The sequence below is a fragment of the Streptomyces sp. P6-2-1 genome, assembly GCF_050613165.1.
Lineage (GTDB): Bacteria > Actinomycetota > Actinomycetes > Streptomycetales > Streptomycetaceae > Streptomyces.
Genome location: NZ_CP192513.1, coordinates 1,527,179 through 1,550,284, shown reverse-complemented (window position 1 = coordinate 1,550,284; position 23,106 = coordinate 1,527,179). Strand labels below are relative to the sequence as shown.

Below are 23,106 nucleotides of genomic sequence, written 5' to 3'. Positions count from 1 at the left end.
ATGTCAGTCGTGCGAGTGCAGCGGCTTGCCCGCGAGCGCCAGGTGGGCCTCGCCGAGCGCCTCGCTCTGCGTGGGGTGCGCGTGGATGAGCTGCGCGACCTCGGCGGGCAGCGCCTCCCAGTTGTAGATCAGCTGGGCTTCGCCGACCTGCTCACCCATGCGGTCGCCGACCATGTGCACACCGACGACGGCGCCGTCCTTGACCTGCACGAGCTTGATCTCGCCCGCGGTCTTCAGGATCTTGCTCTTGCCGTTGCCCGCCAGGTTGTACTTGAGCGCGACGACCTTGTCCGCGCCGTAGATCTCCTTGGCCTTGGCCTCGGTGATGCCGACCGAGGCGACCTCGGGGTGGCAGTACGTGACACGCGGGACGCCGTCGTAGTCGATCGGCACGCTCGCCAGACCCGCGAGGCGCTCCGCGACGAGGATGCCCTCGGCGAAACCGACGTGCGCGAGCTGAAGGGTCGGGACGAGGTCGCCCACGGCCGAGATCGTCGGCACGTTGGTGCGCATGTACTCGTCGACGAGGACGTAGCCGCGGTCCATCGCGACGCCCTGCTCCTCGTAGCCGAGCCCCTGCGAGACCGGGCCGCGCCCGATCGCGACGAGCAGCACCTCCGCCTCGAAGGTCTTGCCGTCGGCGAGCGTCACCTTGACGCCGTCCTGCGTGTACTCGGCGCCCTGGAAGAACGTGCCCAGGTTGAACTTGATACCGCGCTTGCGGAACGCGCGCTCCAGGAGCTTCGAGCTGTTCTCGTCCTCGACGGGGACGAGGTGCTTGAGGCCCTCGATGATCGTCACGTCGGTGCCGAAGGACTTCCACGCCGAGGCGAACTCGACGCCGATGACGCCGCCGCCCAGGATGATCGCGGACTTCGGGACGCGGTCGAGCTTGAGCGCGTGGTCCGAGGAGATGATCCGGTTGCCGTCGATCTCCAGGCCCGGCAGCGACTTCGGCACGGAGCCGGTCGCGAGCAGCACGTGGCGGCCCTGGACGCGCTGGCCGTTGACGTCGACCGAGGTCGGGGACGACAGGCGCCCCTCGCCCTCGATGTAGGTCACCTTGCGCGAGGCGATCAGGCCCTGGAGGCCCTTGTACAGGCCCGAGATGACCTCGTCCTTGTACTTGTGGACGGCCTCGATGTCGATGCCCTCGAAGGTGGCCTTCACGCCGAACTGCTCGCTCTCGCGAGCCTGGTCGGCGATCTCACCGGCGTGCAGCAGCGCCTTGGTGGGAATGCAGCCGTTGTGCAGGCAGGTACCGCCGACCTTGCCCTTCTCGATCAGGGCGACGTCCAGACCCAGCTGCGCCCCGCGCAGCGCCGCGGCGTAACCGCCGCTACCACCGCCGAGGATCACTAGGTCGAAAACGGTGCTGGCGTCGTTCGCCACGTCACGTCCTCCATGCATGTGCGCCGTGCTCCGGTCGCGTGTGACCGGTCGGCGGCGGTCGTCGGCCGCTCGTTACTTCGGCCCTCGGGTGGGGCCCTGTCCTGCCAATCACCCATCTTCGCACTTACCAGGGGCCGAACGGACGCGCCCCCGGGGTGTGAGACGAGCGACACGCGGGACCGCCGTGCCATTCCGGCGCCCGCGTCAACGAAATGGACGGCTTTGTCATTCCCTGGTGTTCTTTGCCCGTGCTTGGGGGCGCCGGAGCGGAAGCACGGGGAGCACGGGAACGGCCGGCGCCCCCCGCGAGGGACACCGGCCGTTCCACAGCCCTGCGGGCGCGCGCCGGGGCTCAGCCCAGCTCGCCCTCCCCGGCCGCCTCGATGAGCCGCACCAGGGTGCGCACCGCGCTGCCCGTGCCGCCCTTCGGCGTGTAGCCGGACGGCGCGCCCTCGTTGAAGGCCGGGCCCGCGATGTCGAGGTGCGCCCAGCGGATGCCCTCGCCCACGAACTCCTGGAGGAAGAGACCGGCGGTCAGGCCGCCGCCCATCCGGCCGCCCACGTTGGCGAGGTCGGCGACGTTCGAGTCCAGGCCCTTGAGCAGCGACTTCGGCAGCGGCATCTCCCAGGACGGCTCGCCCGCCGACTCCGACAGCTCGTGCAGCGTCGCGCGGAACTCGTCGTCGTTCGCCATGACACCGAACATCTCGTTGCCGAGCGCGACCATCATCGCGCCGGTCAGCGTCGCGACGTCCACGATCGCGTCGGGCCCGTCCTCGCTCGCCCTGGCGATCGCGTCGGCCATCACGAGGCGGCCCTCGGCGTCCGTGTTGAGCACCTCGACGGTCTTGCCGCCGTACATGCGCAGCACGTCGCCCGGGCGCGTCGCCGAACCGGACGGCATGTTCTCGGCGAGCGCGAGCCACCCGGTGACGTGCGCGGGGAGCTTGAGCTTCGCGGCGGTGAGGACGGAGGCGAGCACGGCGGCCGCGCCACCCATGTCGCACTTCATCGTCTCGTTGTGCCCGGCCGGCTTGAGCGAGATGCCGCCCGAGTCGTACGTGATGCCCTTGCCGACGAAGGCGAGCGAGGCCCGGGCGCGCGCGCCCTTGTACTCGACCTTGACGAGCCGCGGCGGGCGCTGCGAGCCCTGCCCGACGCCCATGATGCCGCCGAAGCCGCCCTTGGTGAGCGCCTTCTCGTCGAGCACGGTCACCTTGACGCCGTACTCCTTGGCCAGGCCCTGGACGAGCGCGGCGAAGGACTCCGGGTAGAGGTCGTTCGCGGGGGTGTTGACGAGGTCGCGGGCGCGGTTCAGCTCCTCGGCGAGGACCTGCGCGCGCTCGGCGGCCGCCTTGTGCGCCTTGTCGCGCGGCTTCGCGCCGACGATGACCGCCTCGGCGAGCGGCGCCTTGACGCCCTCGTCGTCCTTGTACGTGGTGAAGGAGTACGCGCCGAGCAGCGCGCCCTCGCCGATCGCGGCGACGTCGTCCGCGTCGCCCACGGGCAGCGCGTAGACGGCCTTCGCCTTGCCGGCCAGGGAACGGGCGACGGCACCGGCGGCGCGGCGCAGGGTCTCCGTGCCGAAACCGCCCTCGTCCTCCTCGGCGCCCAGGCCCACGGCGATCACGAGCGGGGTCTTGAAGCCGCTCGGCGCCGCGAGGCGGGTCAGCTCACCCGGCGCGCCGGTGGCGCCCAGGGTCTCCAGGACGTCGGCGAGCTTCCCGTCGTAGCCCGTGTCGACGGCCTCGGCGCCGGGGGCGAGCCGGGGGCCCTCGTCGTCCTTGACCACACCGACGACGATCGCGTCGGCCCGCAGGCCGGGAACGGCGGCGGTGCTGAGTGTCAGAGCAGTCACGGTGGTGAAATCTCTCTCTCGTGTCTCGGGGCCTCGGGTGCGCGAAGGCGCCTGCGTGCTCGTGCAGGGGTGACGGCCCGGCGCCCGGGGTCCGATGGGACCGGCGCCGGGGCAGAGCCTACGCTCCGTGACGGCGCTCGCCCATGTCGGCGGGGCCTCCGCTTCCCCGGCCGCGGGCGGCGGAACGGGGCGCGGGGCCCCACGCCCCCTCAAGTCCCGTACCCACGCCCCGTCAAGTCCCCTACCCGCGCCCCCGTTCGCCCCCCGGCCCCCGCTCACATCCCGTCGCCCGGCCCGTCGCCCGCCCCGTTCCCGCTCAGCGTCCCAGCGCCAGCACCACGAGTGCCGCCGTGGCCGCCGTCTCCTCCAGGCCGCCGAAGACGTCCCCCGTCACGCCGCCGAAGCGCCGCACACAGTGCCGCAGGAGCAGCGCGGCGCCCGCCGCGCCCGCGAGCACGGCGGCGGCGAGCCGCACCACCGCGCCCGCGCCCTCGCCGAGTCCGAGCCCTGCCGCCGCACACGCGAGCAGGCACAGCGCCCCGACCCCGTACGCCGCCCCGGGGGGCACCGTCCCCGCGACGGCCGCGCCGAGCCCCTCCGGGCGCGCCGCCGGTACCCCGCGCCGCGCGGCGAGCGTCATCGCGAGCCGCCCCGTCACCCCGGCGACAGCCGCCCCCACCGCGCCCTCGGCCCACCCGAGCCCGTACAGCCGGTCGAGGACGGCGACCTGCGCGAGCAGCACGAGCAGCAGTGTCACGACCCCGAAGGGCCCGATGTCCGAACGCTTCATGATCGCGAGCGCTTCGGTGGCCGGTCTCCCGCTCCCGAGCCCGTCCGCCGTGTCCGCGAGCCCGTCCAGGTGCAGCCCGCGCGTCAGCACGGCGGGCACGGCCGCGCTCGCGACCGCGGCGAGCGGCGCGCCCGCGCCGAGCACGCTCAGCAGCCCGCCGAGCGCGGCGGCGCCGAGCCCCACCACGAGCCCGGCGAGCGGCGCCCACAGCATGCCCGCGCGCGCCGCCTCACGATCCCAGCGCCGCACCCGCACGGGCAGCACGGTGAGCGTGCCGAAAGCGAAACGTATGCCGTCCATCATGGGGGGATTTTCGCAGGTACGGGCCCCGCGGAGGAGCGCCGGGCGGACATCCGGGATAGACCGGACGCGAGGGACGCGGCGCGGGGCAGGGGAGCGGGGCGGACATGGGCGAGTGGATCGACAGGAACTTCGTCGAGCCGGGCAAGCTGCCGCTCCTGCTCGCGCTGCTCGCCTTCGTGCTGACCTTCCTCGTCACGCGCACCATCACGCGCCTCATCCGCGCGGGACGCGGCCCCTTCCGCAACATCACCCCGGGCGGTGTGCACGTCCACCACTGCGTGCCGGGGATCGTCCTCGCCGTCGTCGGCGGCTTCGGCGCCGTCGGCAGCGGCAAACACGGGCCCGCCGCCGGGATCTGCGCGGTCGTCTTCGGTATCGGCACGGGACTCGTCCTCGACGAGTTCGCCCTGATCCTCCACCTCGCCGACGTCTACTGGACCGAGCAGGGCAGGCAGAGCGTCGAGGTCGTCATCCTGACCGCCGCGCTCGGCGGCCTCGTCGTCGCGGGCGCCGTACCCGCCGGCGTCGACCAGGTCTCGCAGGGCGAGGCCGCAGGACGCGTCACGGCGATCGGCGCGATCCTCTTCGACCTGTGCTTCGTCGTCGTCTGCCTCGCCAAGGGCAAGATCCGTACGGGCCTGATCGGCGTCTTCGTGCCCTTCGTCGCGCTCATCGGCGCGATCCGTCTCGCCCGCCCGGGCTCCCCCTGGGCCCGCCGCCGCTACCCCACGCGCCCCCGCCGCCGCGCCCGCGCCCTGCTCCGCGCCTACCACGCGGACCGCACCTGGCAGCGCTGGGTACGCGGCTTCCAGGACCTCGTGGGCGGCACACCGGACGAGGACGTGCCGCCCTCGGGCGGGTGAGCGCTCACTCAGCCGTGGCGGCCGCCGTCCGCTCGGGAAGCTCCGCCGTCAGCGCGGCCGCGGCCCGTACCAGCGGCAGCGAGAGCAGCGCCCCGAGCCCCTCACCGAGCCGCACGCCCTGGTCGAGCAGCGGTTCGAGCGCCATCCGGTCGAGCGCCTTGGCCTGCGCGGGCTCCCCGCTCACGTGCCCCGCGAGCCACCAGTCGGGCGCGCGGAAAGCGGCCCGCTGCGCGACGAGCGCGCACGCGGCAGAGACGACACCGTCGAGGATCACCGGGGTACGGCGCACCGCGCACTGGAGCAGGAAACCCGTCGTCGCCGCGAGGTCCGCGCCGCCCACGGCCGCGAGCAGCGCGAGCTGATCACCGAGCACCGGGCGGGCCCTGCGCAGCGCGTCCCTGATCGCCGCGCACTTGCGCATCCAGGTGAGGTCGTCGATCGGCTCGCCGCCGCGCCCCGTGACGACCGAGGCGTCGACTCCGCACAGCGCGGCCACGAGCGTGCCCGCCGCCGTCGTGCCGCCCACGCTCACGTCCCCCAGCACCACGAGGTCCGTGCCCGCGTCGGCCTCCTCGTCGGCGACGGCCATCCCGGCCCGTACGGCCGCCTCGGCCTCCTCGATCGTGAGGGCGTCCTCGCGGTCGATCCGCCCCGACGCGCGCCGCACCCGGTGCCGCGTCACCTCGGCGGGCAGCTCACCGGGGTCGCAGTCGAGCGAGACGTCCACGACCCGTACGGGCACGTCCTGGGCCCGCGCGAGCACGGCGACGGGCGCCGTCCCTTCGAGCACGGCCCGCACGAGCGCCGTCGCCCCACCCGCGGGCCGCCGCGAGACCTCCGCCTCCGCCACCCCGTGATCCCCGGCGAACAGCACGACACGCGGCCGGCGCACCGGCACCACGGGCACGGCCGACTGCGCGGCGGACAACCACTCGCCGAGCCCGTCGAGCCGCCCGAACGCCCCGCCGGGCACGCTCGACCGCGCCCGGCGCTCCTCGGCGCTTCGCCGCACCTTGCTATCGGGCCGCTCGATGAGATCAGAGAAGTCGTCAAGATCAATGGGGCTCATTCGCAAGACGGTACATCCATTCAGCCCCCTCCGGCGTGCCCGGAGCGGGGCCGGGGACGGAGCCGGGGGAGGTCACCCGGGCAGGGGGATCACCCTCCCGGCGACGACGAGCACGACCTCTTCGCACTCGCCCGAGACACCGGCGTTCACCCGCCCCAGTTCGTCCCGGTACCTGCGCCCCGACGCGGTGGCGGGCACCACCCCCGCCCCGACCTCGTTGGACACCAGCACCACCCGCCGCCGCGTGCACCGCACCGCTTCGATCAGCTCCGCCACCCGCTTGCGCAGCGCGTCCCTGCCCCCGCCCGCCCACGCCGCGTCGTCCCACGCGTCGACCTCGTCCATCGCGTCGGTGAGCCACAGCGAGAGGCAGTCGATGAGCAGCGGGGGGCCCTCGTCGGCGAGGAGCGGCACGAGGTCGCACGTCTCCGCGGTCCGCCAGCTCGCGGGCCGCCGCTCGCGGTGCGCGCCGACGCGTTCGGCCCACTCGGGGTCGCCCGCGCGGGTGCCGCCCGTCGCCACGTAGAGCACCTGCGGGTACGTCTCCAGGCGGCGCTCCGCCTCGACGGACTTGCCGGAGCGCGCCCCGCCGAGCACGAGGGTGCGGCGCGGGACGCGGGGGGCGCGGTAGGGGCGCTCGTCGCGCGAGAGTTCCCGTACGCCCGTGCCGGGCACGGGGCGGGCCTGCACGGTCGTGCCGTCGGGCACGGCGCGCGCCCCCGCGGCGGCGAGCCGCCGCTCCAGCTCGGCTCCCTGCGGGACGTCGTGGTCGAGGTGGACGGCGAGGAGGACCGTGTCCTCGCCGATCGCGCCCGCGCGGCGCAACCGCGCGACGGCGTCGGGGCGGCCCGTCACGTCCATCACGACGGTGTCGAAGGGGTCGACCTCGCCGCGTATCCCCGCGACCGCCCCGCCCGGCGGCAGGTAGAGCAGCCGCTCGCCCTCGGGACCCGTCACCGCGTAACCGGTGCCGGGAGCGTCCATCGCGAGGGCGCGGACGCGATGACCGCTCATCAGGGCCAGCTCACGTCCCTCGGGAACGCGGGCGGGCTGCGGGAGCCCGGGCGGCACCTCGACGGGCGGGCCCTCGTGCGGATGGCTGAGGAGCACCTGCCGCACCCCGCTCAGCGCGTGCCCCGCGCGCGCCGCGGCGAAGGCGGCGCCCGGGGTCAGGTCGAAGAGCAGCGTCCCGTCGACGAGCAGCGCGGTCGCCGCGCGCGCTCCCGCGCCGGTGGCACGGGCGCAACGGGCACAGGGGCAGTCGGTCCTGGGCAGTCCGGCGGGGGCGCCGGTGCCGAGCAGAGTCACATCCACGGTGCTGATTTTCGCCTGCCCTTCCCCCGGCCGCCCGTCCGGCTACGCTTCGGGGAGGACCCGGATCATGGAGGCTTTCAATGGCGGCATGGACGTGGCGGTTCGAGAACGGCGACGGCGTGGAGACCCAGCCCGCCGTACAGCCCGAGGAGTTCACGACGCAGGGGGACGCCGAGTCGTGGCTGGGGGAGCAGTGGCGCGCCCTGCTCGCAGGCGGCACCGACCGGGTCCACCTCCTGGAGGAGGGCAAGGCCGTCTACGGCCCCCTCAGCCTGAGCGAGGCCGCGGCGACGGATATCTCGGAGCCCGCCCTGACGGCGGACGAGGAAACAGCGGTACCCGGGGACCCGCAGCCGGTCGAGCCGGGCCAGGGCCTCGGCATCGGCGGCCTCGGCTGAACACCTGGGAACGGGCCGCACGGGCGGGACGCGGGCGGTAGGGCCGGGGGTGGTACGGGCCGTGGGCGGTGCGGCCGTGAGCGGTGCGGCCGTGGGCGGTACGGGGCAGGCGGCCCCGCTCCCGTGCCGTGGCCGCCCGGCTCCCGTACCCCGCCCCGCTCCCGCACGCGCCCCGGCCCGTACCCGCCCCGGGCCCGTACCGCCGCCCGGGGCGCGCCACCGGGCTACATCTCTCCCAGCGTCACCCGCGCCGTCTTCTCGTCCCCGTTCCGCGTGTACGTCAACTCCACCCGCTCGCCCGGGCGTTCGGCCGCGAGCAGCGAGGTGAGCGAGTCGATCGTGCTGAGGTTCCTGTCGCCGAGGCGGGTGAGGATGTCGCCCGCGCGCAGGCCCGCCTTGTCGGCCGGGCCGCCCTCGCGGACGCTGACGAGCGCGACGCCCGCGGGCTGGAGGTCGCGGCCGAGGACGGTGCGGCCCGTGATGCCGAGCGCCGCGCGGCCCGAGTCGGTGACCTTGCCGTCCTTGACGATCTGCCCGGCGATCGAGCGGACCGTCGCGGCCGGGATCGCGAAGCCGATGCCCGCGGCCGCGCTGTCGCCGAGGCCCGGGTCGGTCGCGGCGAGCGTCGGGATGCCGATGACCTTGCCGTCGAGGTCCACGAGCGCGCCGCCGCTGTTGCCCGGGTTGATCGCCGCCGAGGTCTGCACCATGTTCGCGATCGTCGCGCCCGTACCGCCGCCCGAGCGCCCCTCCGTCACCGTGCGGCCCGTCGCCGAGACGATGCCCTGCGTCACGGAGGAGGAGAGGCCGAGCGGGGAGCCCATCGCGAGGACGATCTGCCCGACCGAGACCTTCCCCGAGTCGCCGAAGGCGGCCGCCTTGAGCCCCTTGGGCGGGTTGTCGAGCTTGATGACGGCGAGGTCCTGCTGCGGGTAGCTGCTCACGAGATTCGCGCTCAGCTCCTGCTCACCCGTCGCCGTCGTGACCTTGAAGGACGACTCCTCGCCGACGACGTGCGCGTTCGTGACGACGTGCCCCTTGTCGTCCCACACGATGCCCGAGCCGAGCGAGTCCCCCGCCGTGATCTGCACGACCGAGGGCAGCACGTCCTCGATGACCTTCTCGTAGTCGCTCTGGAGTTCGCTCGACGCGCGGGGGAGCCCGGCCCGCTGGGCACCGGCCGTCTTCTCGCGGGGGGTCTCGGCCTGGGCCGAGCAGCCGGTGAGCAGGGCGGTGGCGCAGAGCGCCGCGAGGAGGACACGGGGCGCGCGGGCCCCGGGAGCGGGGGAGTTCATGGCCCGGATTATGCGGATACGGGCGGTTTCGCGTGGGCGGCGCGCGGTCGCTCAGCCCCGTACCCCGCACAGATGCAGCAGCGCGGCGACGCGGCGGTAGGGGTCGGTGCGGCCCGCGCGGTCCTCGACGTCGAGGATGCGGTCGAACTCCTCGGCGCGGGGCGGGGCCGCGTGCGCCGGGTAGCGGTCGGTGAAGACGCGGACGCCGTACCAGGCGGCGAGCGGGGCGCCGATCCCCGCGAGGGTCTGGGTGAGACGGCCGAGCCTGTCGGCCCGCACCGTACGGCCCCCGCTGTCGTGCGTGAGGGGTGAGTCGAAGGCGGCGCGCGCCGTGTCCCAGTCGCCTTCGAGCCCGGGCCGCAGCGCGAGCGCGTCCGCGTTCCGTACGAGCAGCGAGAGCAGCCCGCCCGCCGCGAGGACCCGCGCGAGCCCCGCGAGGACCGGGTCGGGCTCCTCGACGTGCATGAGCACCCCGTGGCACAGGACGACGTCGAAACTGCCGGGCGTGAAGTGTGCTCCGGTCCTGGTGCTCTCGGCCTCCAGGAGCCGTACCCGTTCCCTCACCTGGGGCGCCTCCCCGGCGAGGACCGCACGGACCGTCGTCAGCGTCTCCGGGTCGGACTCCATGCCCGTGACCTCGTGCCCGGCGCGCGCGAGCCGCAGCGCCTGGGTGCCCTGCCCCATGCCGACGTCGAGGACCCGCAGGCGGCGCCCGGCGGGGAAGGCGGCCGCGAGGCGCTCGTCGAGCTGACGCGCCACGAGGACCTGGCGCACCGCGCCGGGCACGCCGCCGAGCGTGCGCAGCCACAGCTCGGTCGGCGATGCCTCGCGCGCGGCGCCGCGCTGCCCGGGGACGCCCCCCACCTGCGGGAAGGACGGCGGAGTGTCACCACCCGCCGCCCCCGCGTCGCCGCCCGTACGCCCCCGTGTCGAGAGGTCCGTACGCCCCTGCCCGGGGAAGCCGCCGCGCCCCTGCCCCGAGAAACCGTCGAAACCGTCGAAGTGTTCGGAAGGGGCTGTACTCAGGGCCTCTCCCCGCGCCGCACCTGGGGCTTGGGCAGCCGCAGCCGCCGCATCTGGAGAGTGCGCATGAGCGCGTAGGCGACCGCGCCCTTGTGGCGGTCGTCGGGGAAGCGGGTGTTCAGCTCCTTGCGCAGGCCGAAGGCCAGGCGCAGCGAGTCGCCGACGATCAGCACGATCAGCACCAGCCAGCACAGCAGCGCGATGCTCTGGAGCGCGCCGACGCGGACCATGCTGAAGACGAGGATCACGACGGCGGCGGGCAGGAACCACTCGGCCGCGACGCGGCGCGAGTCCACGAAGTCGCGGGCGAACTTGCGCACCCGCCCCTTGTCACGGGCGGGCAGGTACCGCTCGTCGCCGCTGTCCATCGCCTCGCGCTGCTTCTGGAGCGCGACCCGCCGTGCCTCGCGCTGCCGCTTGGCGGCGTCCTTGCGCGACATCGGCGTATTGGTCACGCTGCGGCGCGGGCCCTGGGCCTCGCTCCGCTTCGGCGTGGGGCGGCCCTTGGGCGCCTGGGGGTCTCGGGGCTGCTTGGAGACGGTCACCGGCGCGGAGGCGGGTGCCTTCTCATCCTTCGTACGGCTACGGAACACAAAACCCAAGGGTAAGGGGTACCGGCGCATGAGCGGGGGCCGCACGGGGAACGATCCCGCAACGCCAGGCGTCCGCATAAGCGGGCACAGCGGGGATTTACCGGGGAATTCCGGCCACCGGAGCGGGGTGCGGGGCCGGGTGGTGCACCGGGCGCGGGCCGGGCGGCTACTCCTCACGCCTGAGTGTCACGGGGCACTAGTCGTTCTTGGGGAGGAGCGGAAAGCCGCTCGGACAGTGCGGTAATAGACCCAGGGCCCGTACTGTGGGTCTTGTTGGAAGTGCAGGAGAGCCGAAGGCCGTCAGAAGGGGGCGCGCGAAGCCCATGAGCGGTGTGATGAAGCGTATGGGGATGATCTTCCGCGCGAAGGCTAACAAGGCCCTCGACAAGGCGGAGGACCCCGGCGAGACCCTCGACTATTCGTACACGAAGCAGCTGGAGCTGCTCCAGAAGGTGCGCAGGGGCGTCGCGGACGTCGCGACCTCCCGCAAGCGTCTCGAACTCCAGCTCAACGGGCTCCGCAAGGACTCCGCCAAGCTGGAGGAGCAGGGCCGCAAGGCACTCTCGCTGGGCCGCGAGGACCTCGCCCGCGAGGCACTCTCGCGCCGGGCCGCGCTCCAGCAGCAGGTCGGCGACCTGGAGGCGCAGCACGAGACGCTCCAGGGCGAGGAGGAGAAGCTCACCCTCGCGGCGCAGCGCCTCCAGGCCAAGGTGGACGCCTTCCGTACCAAGAAGGAGACCATCAAGGCCACCTACACCGCCGCGCAGGCGCAGACCCGCATCGGCGAGGCGTTCTCGGGCATCTCCGAGGAGATGGGCGACGTCGGTCTCGCGATCCAGCGTGCCGAGGACAAGACCGCGCAGCTCCAGGCCCGCGCGGGCGCCCTCGACGAGCTGCTCGCCTCGGGCGCCCTCGACGATCCGTCCGGGCTCGCCAAGGACGACCTCCAGGCCGAGCTGGACCGCCTCTCCGGCGGCAGCGACGTCGAGCTGGAGCTCCAGCGGATGAAGGCCGAACTGGCCGGGGGCACCTCGGGCCAGCAGGCGATCGAGCCCGGTCAGGCCGAGCAGCAGGGCCAGCAGGCCCCGCAGCGGGACCCGCGCTTCGACAAGCAGTGAGCCCTTCGCCCGGGTCCCCGCCGGGGGCCCGGGCAGCGGCGCGTCCGGCAGCACGTACGGGCCCGCCGCGTCCCCGCAGTGCCGGGGGACCGCCAGGCGGCGTCCCCCACGAGCCGCCCGAGGAGAGGTCATGATCGTCCGGATCATGGGGGAGGGCCAGTTCGCACTGGCCGAGAGCCACCTCGCCGAGCTGAACACGCTCGATGAGGAGCTGCTCGCCGAGATGGAGAACGGCGACGGCCCCGGTTTCCGCAAGACCCTGCACGCCCTGCTGGACAAGGTGCGCTCGCTCGGCAGCCCGCTGCCCGACGACGCCCTGGAGCCCTCCGAGCTGATCCTCCCGTCCCCCGACGCGAGCCTCGACGAGGTACGGGACCTGCTCAGCGGCGACGAGGGCCTCATCCCCGGCTGACCGGGCAAGGACCCCCCTCGGGGCGCTTCCGCCACACGGACGGAGGCGCCCCGAGGCATAGGTGTACGGGGGGTGCGGCGCGCGCGGACACCGGGAGCGGACCACTCCCGGGGGCGTACGGGTCGGTCGGTACGCGGCCGGGGCCCCCGTGCCCGGGACGCGCACCGCGCCCGTCGTACCGGCGGCGAGGAGGCCCGTGGGGCCCCGCACCGCCAGTCCGTCCCCGTACGGACCCGTCCTCCCCGTACGGACCCGTCCCCGTGCGGACCCGCACCGCCCGACCACCGGCCCCGGGGGGAGCCAGCAAAGGACTGTCATGGCCGACCACCTTCCCCCGTCCCTGCACGGCGTCCGCCGCTGGGCGAAGGCGCACCCGACGGGGCCCGACGCGCTGCTCGCCGCCTTCGTGCTCTGCGGGATGATCGTCGGCAGCTTCGGCAATCCGCACCAGCCCGACGGCCCGCGCTGGTCCGAGCAGCCGCCCGAGGCGCTCAGCGTCGTCCTCATGACCCTCGCCGCCCTCTCCCTCGTACTGCGCCGCAGGTACCCCGCGGGGGTCCTCCTCGCCGCCGCGCTGTGCACGGCCGTCGAACTGGCCACGGGGAATCCGCGCGCACCCGTCGTCGTGGCCTGCGGCATCGCGCTCTACACCTTCGCCGTGCACACCGACAGACCCACCGCCTGGCGCATCGGGCTGCTCACGAGCGCCGTGCTGGTCGGCGTCGCGATGCTCACCGGACCGCTGCCCTGGTACGCGCAGGAGAACTTCGGGCTGCTCGCCTGGACCGGGATGGCCGTCGCCGTGGGCGACGCGGTGCGCAGCCGCCGCGCCTTCATCACCGCGATGCGCGAGCGCGCCGACCGCGCCGAGCGCACCCGCGAGGAGGAGGCCAGGCGCCGCGTCGCCGAGGAGCGCCTGCGCATCGCCCGCGACCTCCACGACGTCGTCGCCCACCACATCGCCCTCGTCAACGTGCAGGCCGGGGTCGCCGCGCACGTCATGGACCGCCGCCCCGACCAGGCCAAGGAGGCCCTCGCCCATGTGCGCCGCGCCTCGCGCTCCGCGCTCGACGAACTGCGCGCCACCGTCGGGCTGCTGCGCCAGTCCGGGGACCCCACCGCGCCGACCGAGCCGACCGCCGGGCTCGAACGCCTCGACGACCTGCTCGGCACCTTCCGCGACGCCGGGCTGCCCGTCCGCCTCGTCACCCCCGAGCCCCTCGCGGGCGGGCCCCTGCCCGCCGCCGTCGACCTCGCCGCCTACCGCGTCGTGCAGGAGGCGCTGACCAACGTGCAGAAGCACGCGGGCGCCGGGGCGCAGGCCGAGATCAGCGTGGTACGGGTAGGGAGCCAGGTCGAGGTGACGGTGCTCGACGACGGGCGCGGCGCCGAGGCCGAGGGACCGGCCGAGGACGGCGGGCACGGGCTGCTCGGGATGCGCGAGCGCGCCGCCGCGCTCGGCGGCCACCTCACGGCGGCCCCCCGCTTCGGGGGCGGCTTCCGCGTCCACGCGATACTGCCACTCGAACCACCCGACCCCACCGCGCCCGCCCCCGTCCCCGTCCCCGGGCAGAGCGCGCCTCCGCGCGGCGCGGGGCGCGCGGGGGAGAGGGCCGAGAGCCGCGACCAGGAGCGCCGATGACGATCCGTGTGCTGCTCGCCGACGACCAGGCCCTGCTGCGCAGCGCCTTCCGCGTCCTCGTCGATTCCGAGGACGACATGGAGGTGATCGGCGAGGCGTCCGACGGCGCGGAGGCCGTCGGGCTCGCCGCGAGCCACCTGCCCGACGTCGTCCTCATGGACATCCGTATGCCGGGGACCGACGGCCTCGCCGCGACGCGGCAGATCAGCGCGGACCCCGCGCTCGCCGCCGTGCACGTCGTGATGCTCACGACCTTCGAGGTCGACGAGTACGTCGTGCAGTCGCTGCGCGCCGGAGCGGCGGGCTTCCTCGGCAAGGGCGCGGAGCCCTCCGAACTGCTCGGCGCGATCCGTACCGCCGCGGCGGGCGACGCGCTCCTGTCCCCGGCGGCGACCAGGAGCCTCATCACGCGCTTCCTCGCCCAGGCGCCCGGGACCGGCCCCGCCGCCGGCGTGGACAGCGCGCGCCTCGCCGCGCTCACCGGGCGCGAGCGGGAGGTACTCGTGCAGGTCGCCGCTGGGCTCAGCAACGACGAGATCGCCGAACGCCTCGAAGTCAGCCCGCTCACCGTCAAGACCCACGTGAACCGCGCGATGGCCAAGGTCGGCGCGCGCGACCGCGCCCAACTCGTCGTCATCGCCTACGAGACGGGACTGGTCCGCCCGCGCACGGAGTGACGCGATGCGGTACGAGGCCGGGCAGACCGGGCATATCTCCCTCTCCACCCCTGGGTTGAGCCCTGTCCCCTACGGGTCTCCACCCGCACGCTCAGCCCGGGGGTTGACACGGCGCGGGTCCCCGCCTACTCCGACCGCAGTAGAGCGCCCGTACGAAATGGTCCTGGGAGCGCTCGAACCGGCTTTCGGCATGCCGCATCGTGGAGGGGTACGGTCGCCCCGTCTTCCCCACCGCACCGGGACCCGCCCGGCACCCGGCGGATCAGGACCGTGCGCCCCGCCCTTGCCGCGTAGCCACAGAGAGAGAACACATGTCCTGGCTGTCGAGATTCAGCCTCGCTCAACGCGCCCTCATCGGGCTGATGTCGATCGTCGCGATCGTCTTCGGAGCGATCGCGATACCTCAGCTCAAGCAGCAGCTGCTGCCCAATATCGAACTCCCGATGGTGTCGGTCATCGCCCCCTACCAGGGAGCGTCGCCCGACGTGGTCGAGAAGCAGGTCGTCGAGCCGCTGGAGAAGTCGCTCGACGCCGTGGACGGCCTCTCCACGACGACGTCGACCGCCAGCGAGGGCAACGCCGTCGTCATGGCGCAGTTCGACTTCGGCAGCGGCACCAAGCAGCTCGTCGCCGACGTCCAGCAGGCCGTCAACCGCGCCCGCGCCCAGCTGCCCGACAGCGTCGACCCGCAGGTCGTCGCCGGTTCCACCGACGACATCCCCACCGTCGTACTCGCCGCCACCTCGCCCAAGGACCAGCAGGCACTCTCCGACCAGCTCGACCGCACCGTGGTGCCCGAGCTGAAGTCGATCGACGGCGTCTCGCAGGTCACCATCGACGGGGTCCGCGAACTCCAGGTCACGATCACGCCGGACAACGCGAAGCTCGCCCGCGCGGGCCTGAGCGCCGCCGCGCTCGGTGACGCGCTCAAGGCCGGCGGCGTCACGATGCCCGCCGGTTCCTTCGACGAGAACGGCGAGAACCGCACCGTCCAGGTCGGCACGCCCTTCACCTCGCTGAAGCAGATCGAGGACCTGCGCGTCGTCGGGCAGCCGGGCCAGGGCGGCGAAGGCGTGGCCAAGCCGGTCCGCCTCGGCGGCGTCGCGAGCGTCAAGCAGCAGGAGGCGACCGCCACTTCGATCACCCGCACCGACGGCAAGCCGAGCCTCGCCGTCGCGGTGACGATGGACAAGGACGGCAGCGCCGTCGGCATCTCCAAGGCCGTCAAGAACAAGCTCGACGACCTGCGCGACTCGCTCGGCGAGGGCGCCGACCTCAAGGTCGTCGTCGACCAGGGCCCGCCGGTCTCCAAGGCGATCAGCGGCCTCACCACCGAGGGCGCGCTCGGCCTCGGCTTCGCCGTCGTCGTGATCCTGGTCTTCCTCGCCTCGATCCGCTCGACGCTCGTCACCGCGGTCTCCATCCCGCTCTCCGTGCTCCTCACGCTCATCGTGCTGTGGACACGGGACCTCTCGCTCAACATGCTCACCCTCGGCGCGCTGACCATCGCGATCGGCCGCGTCGTCGACGACTCGATCGTCGTCCTGGAGAACATCAAGCGGCACCTCGGCTACGGCGAGGAGCGCAAGGAGGCGATCCTCACCGCGGTCAAGGAGGTCGCCGGAGCGGTCACCGCGTCGACGCTCACCACCGTCGCCGTCTTCCTGCCGATCGGTCTCGTCGGCGGCATCGTCGGCGAACTCTTCAGCTCCTTCTCGCTCACCGTCACCTCGGCGCTGCTCGCCTCGCTCCTCGTCTCGCTCACCGTGGTCCCGGTCCTCTCGTACTGGTTCCTGCGCGGCCCGAAGGACATCACGAGCCCCGAGGACGCCGAGGCCGCGCGCCGCGCCGCCGAGGAGAAGGAGTCCCAGGGCCGCCTCCAGCGCGCCTACCTGCCGGTCATCGGCTTCGCGACCCGGCGCAGGGTCACCTCGCTGCTCATCGCGGTCTTCGTCCTCGTCATCACGCTGGGCATGGCCACGCAGCTCAAGACGAACTTCTTCGACGACAGCGGCCAGGACTCGCTGAGCGCCACGCAGGAGCTTCCGCCGGGCACGAGCCTCGCGAAGACCGACGAAGCGGCGAAGAAGGTCGAGAAGCTCCTCGACGGCATCGACGGGGTCGGGGATGTCCAGGTCACCGTGGGCTCCTCCGGTTTCATGGCGGCCTTCGGCGGCTCGACCGACTCCAACCACGCCTCGTACCAGATCAAGCTCAAGAGCGAGGACGACGCCGACACGGTCCAGGACGCCCTGGAAAGCGGCTTCAAGAAGCTGGACGGGGCCGGGGAGCTGAAGGTCTCCGGCGGTGGCGGCTTCGGCGACCAGGACCTCTCGGTCGTCGTGAAGGCCCCCGACGGCGACACGCTCGCGAAGGCGGCCCAGCAGGTCACCGACGCCGTCAAGAAGATCGACGACGTCAAGTCCGTCGAGAACGACCTCGCCACCTCGGTGCCGCGCATCTCTGTGACCGCGAAGCCCGCGGCCGCCGACGCCGGTCTCAGCCAGGCGGCACTCGGCGCCCTCGTCGCCGAGCAGGTCAACGGCACCAGGACCACCACGGCGACGCTCGACGACACCGAGCGCGATGTCGTGGTCCGCTCCGCGCACCCGGCGACGACGCTCGCCGAGCTGAAGGCCCTCCCGGTCGGCGGCGCGAAGCTCGGCGACCTCGCGACGGTCCAGCTCGTCGACGGACCGGTCTCGATGACCCGTATCGACGGCGCCCGCGCCGCCACGGTCACCGCCAAGCCCGTCGGCGACGACACCGGCTCGATCAGCGCCGAGCTGAGCAAGAAGCTCGACGAGCTGAAGCTTCCGCAGGGCGCCACGACCGAGATCGGCGGCGTGACGGCGGACCAGAACGACTCGCTCAGCAAGCTGGCGCTCGCCATGCTCGCCGCCGTGGCGATCGTCTTCCTGCTCCTCGTCGGCACCTTCCGCTCGCTCATCCAGCCGCTGATCCTGCTCGTGTCGATCCCCTTCGCCGCGACCGGCGCGCTGGGCCTGCTCCTCATCACGGGCACCCCGCTGGGCGTCCCCGCGATGATCGGCATGCTGATGCTCATCGGCATCGTGGTGACCAACGCGATCGTCCTGATCGACCTCATCAACCAGTACCGCTCGCGGGGCTACGGGGTCATCGAGGCGGTCACCGAGGGCGGCCGCCACCGTCTGCGCCCGATCCTCATGACGGCGCTCGCGACGATCTTCGCCCTCATCCCGATGGCGACCGGCATCACCGGCGAGGGCGGCTTCATCTCGCAGCCCCTCGCGGTGGTCGTCATCGGCGGCCTCGTCACCTCGACCCTCCTGACCCTCCTCCTCGTCCCGACCCTCTACGCGATGGTCGAGCTGCGGAAGGAGCGCAGGGCGGCGAAGAAGGCGAAGAAGAAGGGCGACGACGGCACGGAGGTCCCGACCCCGAGGGAACCCGTGAACGTCTGAGGAAGCGGTACGAGAACGAGCTGAGCCCCCTGCCACGATCCTTGTGGCAGGGGGCTCAGCCATCACAATCCAGCCCCTCCGGCGCTTGCGGAGCGGGCTGTGGGGCGGAGCACCACGAATCCGGCCCACCCCTACGGGAGGCCCCCACGAGTCCGGCCCCTACGGGAGCGCCAGCATCCGCTCCAGCGCCGCCTTCGCGTACGTCTCGGTCTCCTCGTCGACCTCGATCCGGTTGACGACCTTCCCCTCCGCCAGCGACTCCAGCGTCCACACGAGGTGCGGCAGGTCGATCCGGTTCATCGTCGAGCAGAAGCACACGGTCCGGTCGAGGAACACGATCTCCTTGTCCGGGTGCGCCTTCGCGAGCCGCCGCACGAGGTTGAGTTCCGTCCCGATGGCCCACTTCGACCCGGCCGGGGCCGCGTCGAGCGCCTTGATGATGTACTCGGTCGAGCCCACCTCGTCGGCGGCCGAGACGACCTCGTGCTTGCACTCGGGGTGGACGAGCACCCGTACGCCGGGAATCCGCTCGCGCACCTCGTTCACCGAGTCGAGCGAGAAGCGCCCGTGCACGGAGCAGTGCCCGCGCCACAGGATCATCTTCGCGGCGCGCAGCTGCTCGGCGGTGAGCCCGCCGTTCGGCTTGTGCGGGTTGTAGACGACGCAGTCGTCGAGCGACATCCCCATGTCGCGCACCGCGGTGTTGCGCCCGAGGTGCTGATCGGGCAGGAAGAGCACTTTCTCGCCCTCGCCGAAGGCCCACTCCAGGGCCCGCTTCGCGTTCGACGAGGTGCAGATGGTGCCGCCGTGGCGCCCGGTGAACGCCTTGATGTCCGCCGATGAGTTCATGTACGAGACGGGGACGACCTGGTCGGCCACCCCCGCATCGGTGAGGACGTCCCAGCACTCGGCGACCTGCTCGGCGCTCGCCATGTCGGCCATCGAGCAGCCCGCGGCGAGGTCGGGGAGGATCACCTGCTGGCGCGCGGAGGTGAGGATGTCGGCCGACTCGGCCATGAAGTGCACGCCGCAGAAGACGATGTACTCCGCCTCGGGACGCGCGGCCGCGTCGCGGGCGAGCTTGAAGGAGTCGCCGGTGACGTCGGCGAACTGGATGACCTCGTCCCGCTGGTAGTGGTGGCCGAGGACGAACACCTTCTCGCCCAGCTTCTCCTTGGCCGCGCGGGCGCGGGCCACGAGGTCGGGGTCGGAGGGTTCGGGGAGATCTCCCGGGCACTCCACGCCGCGCTCGCTGCGGGGGTCGGCCTCGCGGCCGAGCAGCAGCAGGGCGAGCGGGGTGGGCTGCACATCGAGATCGACGGGGGGCTGGGCCGTGGTCACGTCACGCACCCTTTCTTCTCTGGACAGGCGGCGGTGCGGCCGCTCCGGGGACGCCGCTCTCGGACGCCGCCCCCTTTTCGTCGTATTGACGTTATCCATAATATCTGCTTACCGTCAGATTGACGACACCGCGCGGCCCGATGTGATGTGTGCCCCTTCGCCACCCCTGACCCGTCCCGGTGCCGTATGCGACGATGAGGGAACGCGGCTTGCGGCCGCGCGGGAATAACGCCCAGAGCGTGCCGGTTGGAACGTCGGCAAGCAGTCTCCGTACAACCCGGGAGAGAAGCAGATGTCCGTATCGGACGAGACCACCACCGTGAGCGAGGGCATCCTCCTGTCCGACGCCGCCGCGTCGAAGGTCAAGGCCCTGCTGGACCAGGAAGGCCGTGACGACCTCGCGCTGCGCGTGGCCGTCCAGCCCGGCGGCTGCTCGGGCCTGCGCTACCAGCTCTTCTTCGACGAGCGCTCGCTCGACGGCGATGTCGTCAAGGAGTTCGGCGGCGTCAAGGTCGTCACCGACCGCATGAGCGCCCCGTACCTCGGCGGCGCCTCGATCGACTTCGTGGACACGATCGAGAAGCAGGGCTTCACGATCGACAACCCGAACGCGACCGGCTCCTGCGCCTGCGGCGACTCCTTCCACTGAGTCACCCGCGCGTTCCCCGCGAACGCGAGCAGGAAGAAGGCGGCGGTCCCCTCCGGGGGATCGCCGCCTTCGTCGTCCCCCCGGTTGTCGGTGGCGGCTGCGAGGATGCCGCCCGCCACGACGACAAGGGAGAGCGCATGGGTACGTGGGACAGCGGGCCGTTCGACAACGACACGGCCGCCGACTGGTGCGACGAGCTGGACGACACCGAAGCGGCCGGGCGCGCCGAACTGGTCAGGGCCGCCCTGGCGTACGCGGCGGACACCCCGCCCGACGCGTATCTCGACGACGCCGAGCATGCGGTCGCGGCGGCGGCACTCGTCGCCGCCCAGTGCCCGCGCGGCGAGGCGGCCGGCTCCGGATACGGTCCCAAGGAGCCCCTTCCCGACCTCACGGCCCTGCGCCCCCTCGCCCTCGCGGCCCTCGAACGGGTCCTCACCGCGCCGTGCGAACTCCTCGCCCTGTGGGAGGGCGCGCCGTCCTGGCACGGGACGATGGACCGCCTGCGCGCGGCCCTGGAACCCGAGCCGGTGGGGGAGCCGCGCGCGCTGGACTGAGGCTCAGGCCGCGGGGATCGGCTCGCCCTCCGTCGTCACGACGCTCCGGTCGCCGAGGGGCCGGTCGAGGGTCACCGAGCGGGTGAGGTCCTTCGCGATCATGACGCAGATCTTCCCGGGCTCCTTCTCCTCCGTGAGACGTACGCGCACCTGACCGTCCTTCTCCTCCGCGTGCGCCCGGTAGCGGGCGCAGACGCCGCCGGTGAAGCGGAGGCTCAGCTCGCGCCCCGCCGCCGCGTACGAGACGGGCGGCACGGAGCGGATCTCGGCACCGGGGCCCACGGAGGAGGCTCCGCCCGGGTGCCGGGGCCCGCCCGGAGCGAGGTATCGCTCCTCGATCGCGGTCTGCGCGAGCGTCGTGCGCGGGGGCGGTACGGAGAAGAGCCAGGCCGGTACGAGGACGGGGCGCCCCTCCCGCGTACGCGCCGCGAGCCCGAAGCGCGCCCGCGTGACGCGGACGACCGAACTCCCGTCCCCCGCACCCTCGTTGAGTGCCGCGAGCGCCTCGGCCGCGGACCGCACCGGGTACCGGTCCCGGCCGGCGGTACGGGGCACGTCGAGCCGCCCCGTACCGCCGGCGACCTCGCCGCCTGCCGCGAGCCTGAGCCGCGTCGACCACCCGTCCGTGGGCAGCCCGTCGACGACGGGATCGGCCGCCACGACCCGGCTCGTCCCCTGTACCTCCCCGGCGCGCACCTCGGCGTCCGCGAGCCCGAGCGCCGCGAACACGGGCCGCGCCCCCTCGCGCGCCTCGGCCTCGGTCGGCGCGGAGCACCCCCGCGCGCACTTGTCCCCCTTGGCCGTGTAACTCCACGCGCCGGGAGCCTGCCGCGCCACGACCAGCCCCTGACCGCGCCACTCACCCCCCACGGCCCGCACACCCCCGGCCATCCCGAGCGCCCGCGCCAGCCGCTCCGCCTCCCCCCGCGACACCGCACCGTCCACCCCGTAAACCCCGCCCTTGCCGGGCCCTTCGGGCAGGTCCCCCGCCATCCGGTACCGCACTCCGCGCGGATCGGGCTCCCCGGGAGCGATCCCGGGCGGCGGCCCGTTCGAGACGGGCCCGCCGCTCCCGCAGGCCCCGACGAGCAGCACCATGCCAAGCCCGGCGACAAGCCGTAGTTTCATGCTCATGCCAACTCCAGCCTCGTGGATACGGACGAAGATCTGACGCGACACCTCCGCGAGCGGTTCCGCTGGGACAAGCCCGCGCGGAGCTTGAGGAGCGGGGCCCGGGGCCGAGCCCCGGGAATCGGGACCCGGGGCGGAGTCCCAGGAATCGGGGCCCGGGGCGGAGTCCCGCGAGGGCCACCCGCGAACGGGCCGAGCCACGCCGGATAACGTGAACCGACCATCCCGCCCCCTAGCAGGAGTTCCCGTGCGGATCGCAGTCACCGGCTCCATCGCCACCGACCACCTCATGACCTTCCCCGGCCGCTTCGCCGATCAGCTCGTCGCCGACCAGCTGCACACGGTCTCCCTCTCCTTCCTCGTCGACAACCTCGACGTCAGGCGCGGCGGGGTCGGGGCCAACATCGCCTTCGGCATGGGCCAGCTCGGCACGAAGCCGATCCTCGTGGGCGCCGCGGGCCCCGACTTCGACGACTACCGCGCCTGGCTCGACCGCCACGGCGTCGACACCGCCTCGGTGCACATCTCGGAGGTCCTGCACACCGCCCGTTTCGTCTGCACGACGGACGCGGACCACAACCAGATCGGCTCCTTCTACACGGGCGCGATGAGCGAGGCCCGCCTCATCGAACTCCAGGCCGTCGCCGAGCGCGTCGGCGGTCTCGACCTCGTCACGATCGGCGCCGACGACCCCGAGGCGATGCTCCGCCACACGGAGGAGTGCCGCAGCCGCGGCATCCCCTTCGCCGCCGACTTCTCGCAGCAGATCGCGCGCATGGAGGGCGAGGAGATCCGTACGCTCCTCGACGGTGCCACCTACCTCTTCTCGAACGAGTACGAGAAGGGCCTCATCGAGTCCAAGACCGGCTGGACCGACGCCGAGATCCTCGGTCGTGTCGGCCACCGCGTCACGACGCTCGGCGCCAACGGCGTGCGGATCGAGCGGGTCGGGGACGAGCCCATCGAGGTCGGCGTCCCCGAGGAGCGGCGCAAGGCGGACCCGACAGGCGTCGGCGACGCCTTCCGCGCCGGTTTCCTCTCGGGCCTCGCGTGGGGCGTGAGCCTGGAGCGCGCCGCGCAGGTCGGCTGCATGCTCGCGACGCTCGTCATCGAGACGGTCGGGACGCAGGAGTACCAGCTGGAGCGGACGCACTTCATGGACCGCTTCACGAAGTGCTACGGCACCGAGGCGGGCGAAGAGGTACGGGCGCACCTGTCCGTGTGACGAGCCGGGG

At 73.2% G+C, this 23,106-nt stretch carries 20 protein-coding genes; 10 read left to right on the top strand and 10 right to left on the bottom strand.

What is annotated here, in order from left to right; all coding sequences use genetic code 11:
* Window positions 1-3: 3 nt before the first annotated feature.
* From lpdA to ACQYWQ_RS06830, 3 genes are all read right to left on the bottom strand, one after another.
* A complete protein-coding gene (lpdA, locus tag ACQYWQ_RS06840; RefSeq protein ID WP_431033011.1) occupies window positions 4-1,392 on the bottom strand; it encodes a dihydrolipoyl dehydrogenase in 1,389 nt (462 codons plus the stop codon).
* A 352-nt stretch (window positions 1,393-1,744) separates the two neighbouring features.
* Window positions 1,745-3,250, bottom strand: a complete 1,506-nt coding sequence (locus ACQYWQ_RS06835) for a leucyl aminopeptidase (RefSeq protein WP_431033010.1) — start codon at window positions 3,248-3,250, stop codon at window positions 1,745-1,747.
* A gap of 316 nt (window positions 3,251-3,566) precedes the next feature.
* Window positions 3,567-4,340 (bottom strand): adenosylcobinamide-GDP ribazoletransferase, encoded by a 774-nt coding sequence (locus tag ACQYWQ_RS06830; protein WP_431039084.1) that lies wholly within the window; start codon window positions 4,338-4,340, stop codon window positions 3,567-3,569.
* 107 nt (window positions 4,341-4,447) lie between these two features.
* Between ACQYWQ_RS06830 and ACQYWQ_RS06825 the strand changes: the two genes are divergently transcribed.
* Window positions 4,448-5,206: a hypothetical protein gene (locus tag ACQYWQ_RS06825; RefSeq protein WP_431033009.1), complete on the top strand. Its 759-nt coding sequence runs from the start codon at window positions 4,448-4,450 to the stop codon at window positions 5,204-5,206.
* 4 nt (window positions 5,207-5,210) lie between these two features.
* Here ACQYWQ_RS06825 and cobT read toward each other — a convergent pair whose 3' ends face one another.
* Both cobT and ACQYWQ_RS06815 read right to left on the bottom strand, forming a co-directional pair.
* Complete coding sequence (gene cobT, locus ACQYWQ_RS06820; RefSeq protein ID WP_431033008.1) at window positions 5,211-6,275, bottom strand: nicotinate-nucleotide--dimethylbenzimidazole phosphoribosyltransferase; 1,065 nt, start codon at window positions 6,273-6,275, stop codon at window positions 5,211-5,213.
* A 72-nt stretch (window positions 6,276-6,347) separates the two neighbouring features.
* The gene (locus tag ACQYWQ_RS06815; protein ID WP_431033007.1) at window positions 6,348-7,589 is read right to left on the bottom strand and encodes a bifunctional adenosylcobinamide kinase/adenosylcobinamide-phosphate guanylyltransferase; all 1,242 of its coding nucleotides are present in this window, start codon (window positions 7,587-7,589) and stop codon (window positions 6,348-6,350) included.
* 80 nt (window positions 7,590-7,669) lie between these two features.
* Between ACQYWQ_RS06815 and ACQYWQ_RS06810 the strand changes: the two genes are divergently transcribed.
* On the top strand, window positions 7,670-7,987 hold the full coding sequence (locus ACQYWQ_RS06810) for a hypothetical protein (protein WP_431033006.1): 318 nt from the start codon (window positions 7,670-7,672) through the stop codon (window positions 7,985-7,987).
* A 224-nt stretch (window positions 7,988-8,211) separates the two neighbouring features.
* Here ACQYWQ_RS06810 and ACQYWQ_RS06805 read toward each other — a convergent pair whose 3' ends face one another.
* The 3 genes from ACQYWQ_RS06805 to ACQYWQ_RS06795 all read right to left on the bottom strand — a co-directional run bounded on the left by ACQYWQ_RS06805 (window position 8,212) and on the right by ACQYWQ_RS06795 (window position 10,928).
* On the bottom strand, window positions 8,212-9,282 hold the full coding sequence (locus ACQYWQ_RS06805) for a S1C family serine protease (RefSeq protein WP_431033005.1): 1,071 nt from the start codon (window positions 9,280-9,282) through the stop codon (window positions 8,212-8,214).
* Window positions 9,283-9,333: 51 nt separating this feature from the next.
* Entirely contained in the window at window positions 9,334-10,146 is an 813-nt protein-coding gene (locus tag ACQYWQ_RS06800) for a class I SAM-dependent methyltransferase (protein ID WP_431033004.1), read from the bottom strand.
* A 158-nt stretch (window positions 10,147-10,304) separates the two neighbouring features.
* Entirely contained in the window at window positions 10,305-10,928 is a 624-nt protein-coding gene (locus ACQYWQ_RS06795) for a DUF3043 domain-containing protein (protein ID WP_431039083.1), read from the bottom strand.
* A 293-nt stretch (window positions 10,929-11,221) separates the two neighbouring features.
* Here ACQYWQ_RS06795 and ACQYWQ_RS06790 point away from each other — a divergent pair, with 293 nt between their 5' ends.
* The 5 genes from ACQYWQ_RS06790 to ACQYWQ_RS06770 all read left to right on the top strand — a co-directional run bounded on the left by ACQYWQ_RS06790 (window position 11,222) and on the right by ACQYWQ_RS06770 (window position 18,193).
* Entirely contained in the window at window positions 11,222-12,016 is a 795-nt protein-coding gene (locus ACQYWQ_RS06790; protein WP_431033003.1) for a PspA/IM30 family protein, read from the top strand.
* 130 nt (window positions 12,017-12,146) lie between these two features.
* Window positions 12,147-12,428 (top strand): PspA-associated protein PspAA, encoded by a 282-nt coding sequence (gene pspAA / locus ACQYWQ_RS06785; RefSeq protein WP_007828100.1) that lies wholly within the window; start codon window positions 12,147-12,149, stop codon window positions 12,426-12,428.
* 316 nt (window positions 12,429-12,744) lie between these two features.
* Window positions 12,745-14,070: a sensor histidine kinase gene (locus ACQYWQ_RS06780; RefSeq protein ID WP_431033002.1), complete on the top strand. Its 1,326-nt coding sequence runs from the start codon at window positions 12,745-12,747 to the stop codon at window positions 14,068-14,070.
* Window positions 14,067-14,747 (top strand): response regulator, encoded by a 681-nt coding sequence (locus ACQYWQ_RS06775; protein WP_431033001.1) that lies wholly within the window; start codon window positions 14,067-14,069, stop codon window positions 14,745-14,747. The genes ACQYWQ_RS06780 and ACQYWQ_RS06775 overlap by 4 nt, the downstream gene beginning before the upstream one ends.
* Before the next feature lie 311 nt (window positions 14,748-15,058).
* Window positions 15,059-18,193 carry an efflux RND transporter permease subunit gene (locus tag ACQYWQ_RS06770; RefSeq protein WP_431033000.1) on the top strand — a complete coding sequence of 1,045 codons (3,135 nt, stop codon included), beginning with the start codon at window positions 15,059-15,061 and terminating at the stop codon, window positions 18,191-18,193.
* A 159-nt stretch (window positions 18,194-18,352) separates the two neighbouring features.
* Here the strand turns inward: ACQYWQ_RS06770 and nadA are convergent, their stop codons facing one another.
* Window positions 18,353-19,543: a quinolinate synthase NadA gene (gene nadA / locus ACQYWQ_RS06765; protein WP_431032999.1), complete on the bottom strand. Its 1,191-nt coding sequence runs from the start codon at window positions 19,541-19,543 to the stop codon at window positions 18,353-18,355.
* 283 nt (window positions 19,544-19,826) lie between these two features.
* On the opposite strand from nadA, the gene ACQYWQ_RS06760 reads away from it, so the two are divergent.
* Complete coding sequence (locus tag ACQYWQ_RS06760; RefSeq protein ID WP_008748399.1) at window positions 19,827-20,183, top strand: HesB/IscA family protein; 357 nt, start codon at window positions 19,827-19,829, stop codon at window positions 20,181-20,183.
* A gap of 137 nt (window positions 20,184-20,320) precedes the next feature.
* Window positions 20,321-20,740, top strand: a complete 420-nt coding sequence (locus tag ACQYWQ_RS06755; protein WP_431032998.1) for a DUF4259 domain-containing protein — start codon at window positions 20,321-20,323, stop codon at window positions 20,738-20,740.
* 3 nt (window positions 20,741-20,743) lie between these two features.
* On the opposite strand, the gene ACQYWQ_RS06750 is transcribed toward ACQYWQ_RS06755, so the two are convergent.
* Window positions 20,744-21,874: a hypothetical protein gene (locus ACQYWQ_RS06750; protein ID WP_431032996.1), complete on the bottom strand. Its 1,131-nt coding sequence runs from the start codon at window positions 21,872-21,874 to the stop codon at window positions 20,744-20,746.
* A 244-nt stretch (window positions 21,875-22,118) separates the two neighbouring features.
* Between ACQYWQ_RS06750 and ACQYWQ_RS06745 the strand changes: the two genes are divergently transcribed.
* The gene (locus ACQYWQ_RS06745) at window positions 22,119-23,096 is read left to right on the top strand and encodes a carbohydrate kinase family protein (RefSeq protein ID WP_431032995.1); all 978 of its coding nucleotides are present in this window, start codon (window positions 22,119-22,121) and stop codon (window positions 23,094-23,096) included.
* Window positions 23,097-23,106 lie beyond the last annotated feature (10 nt).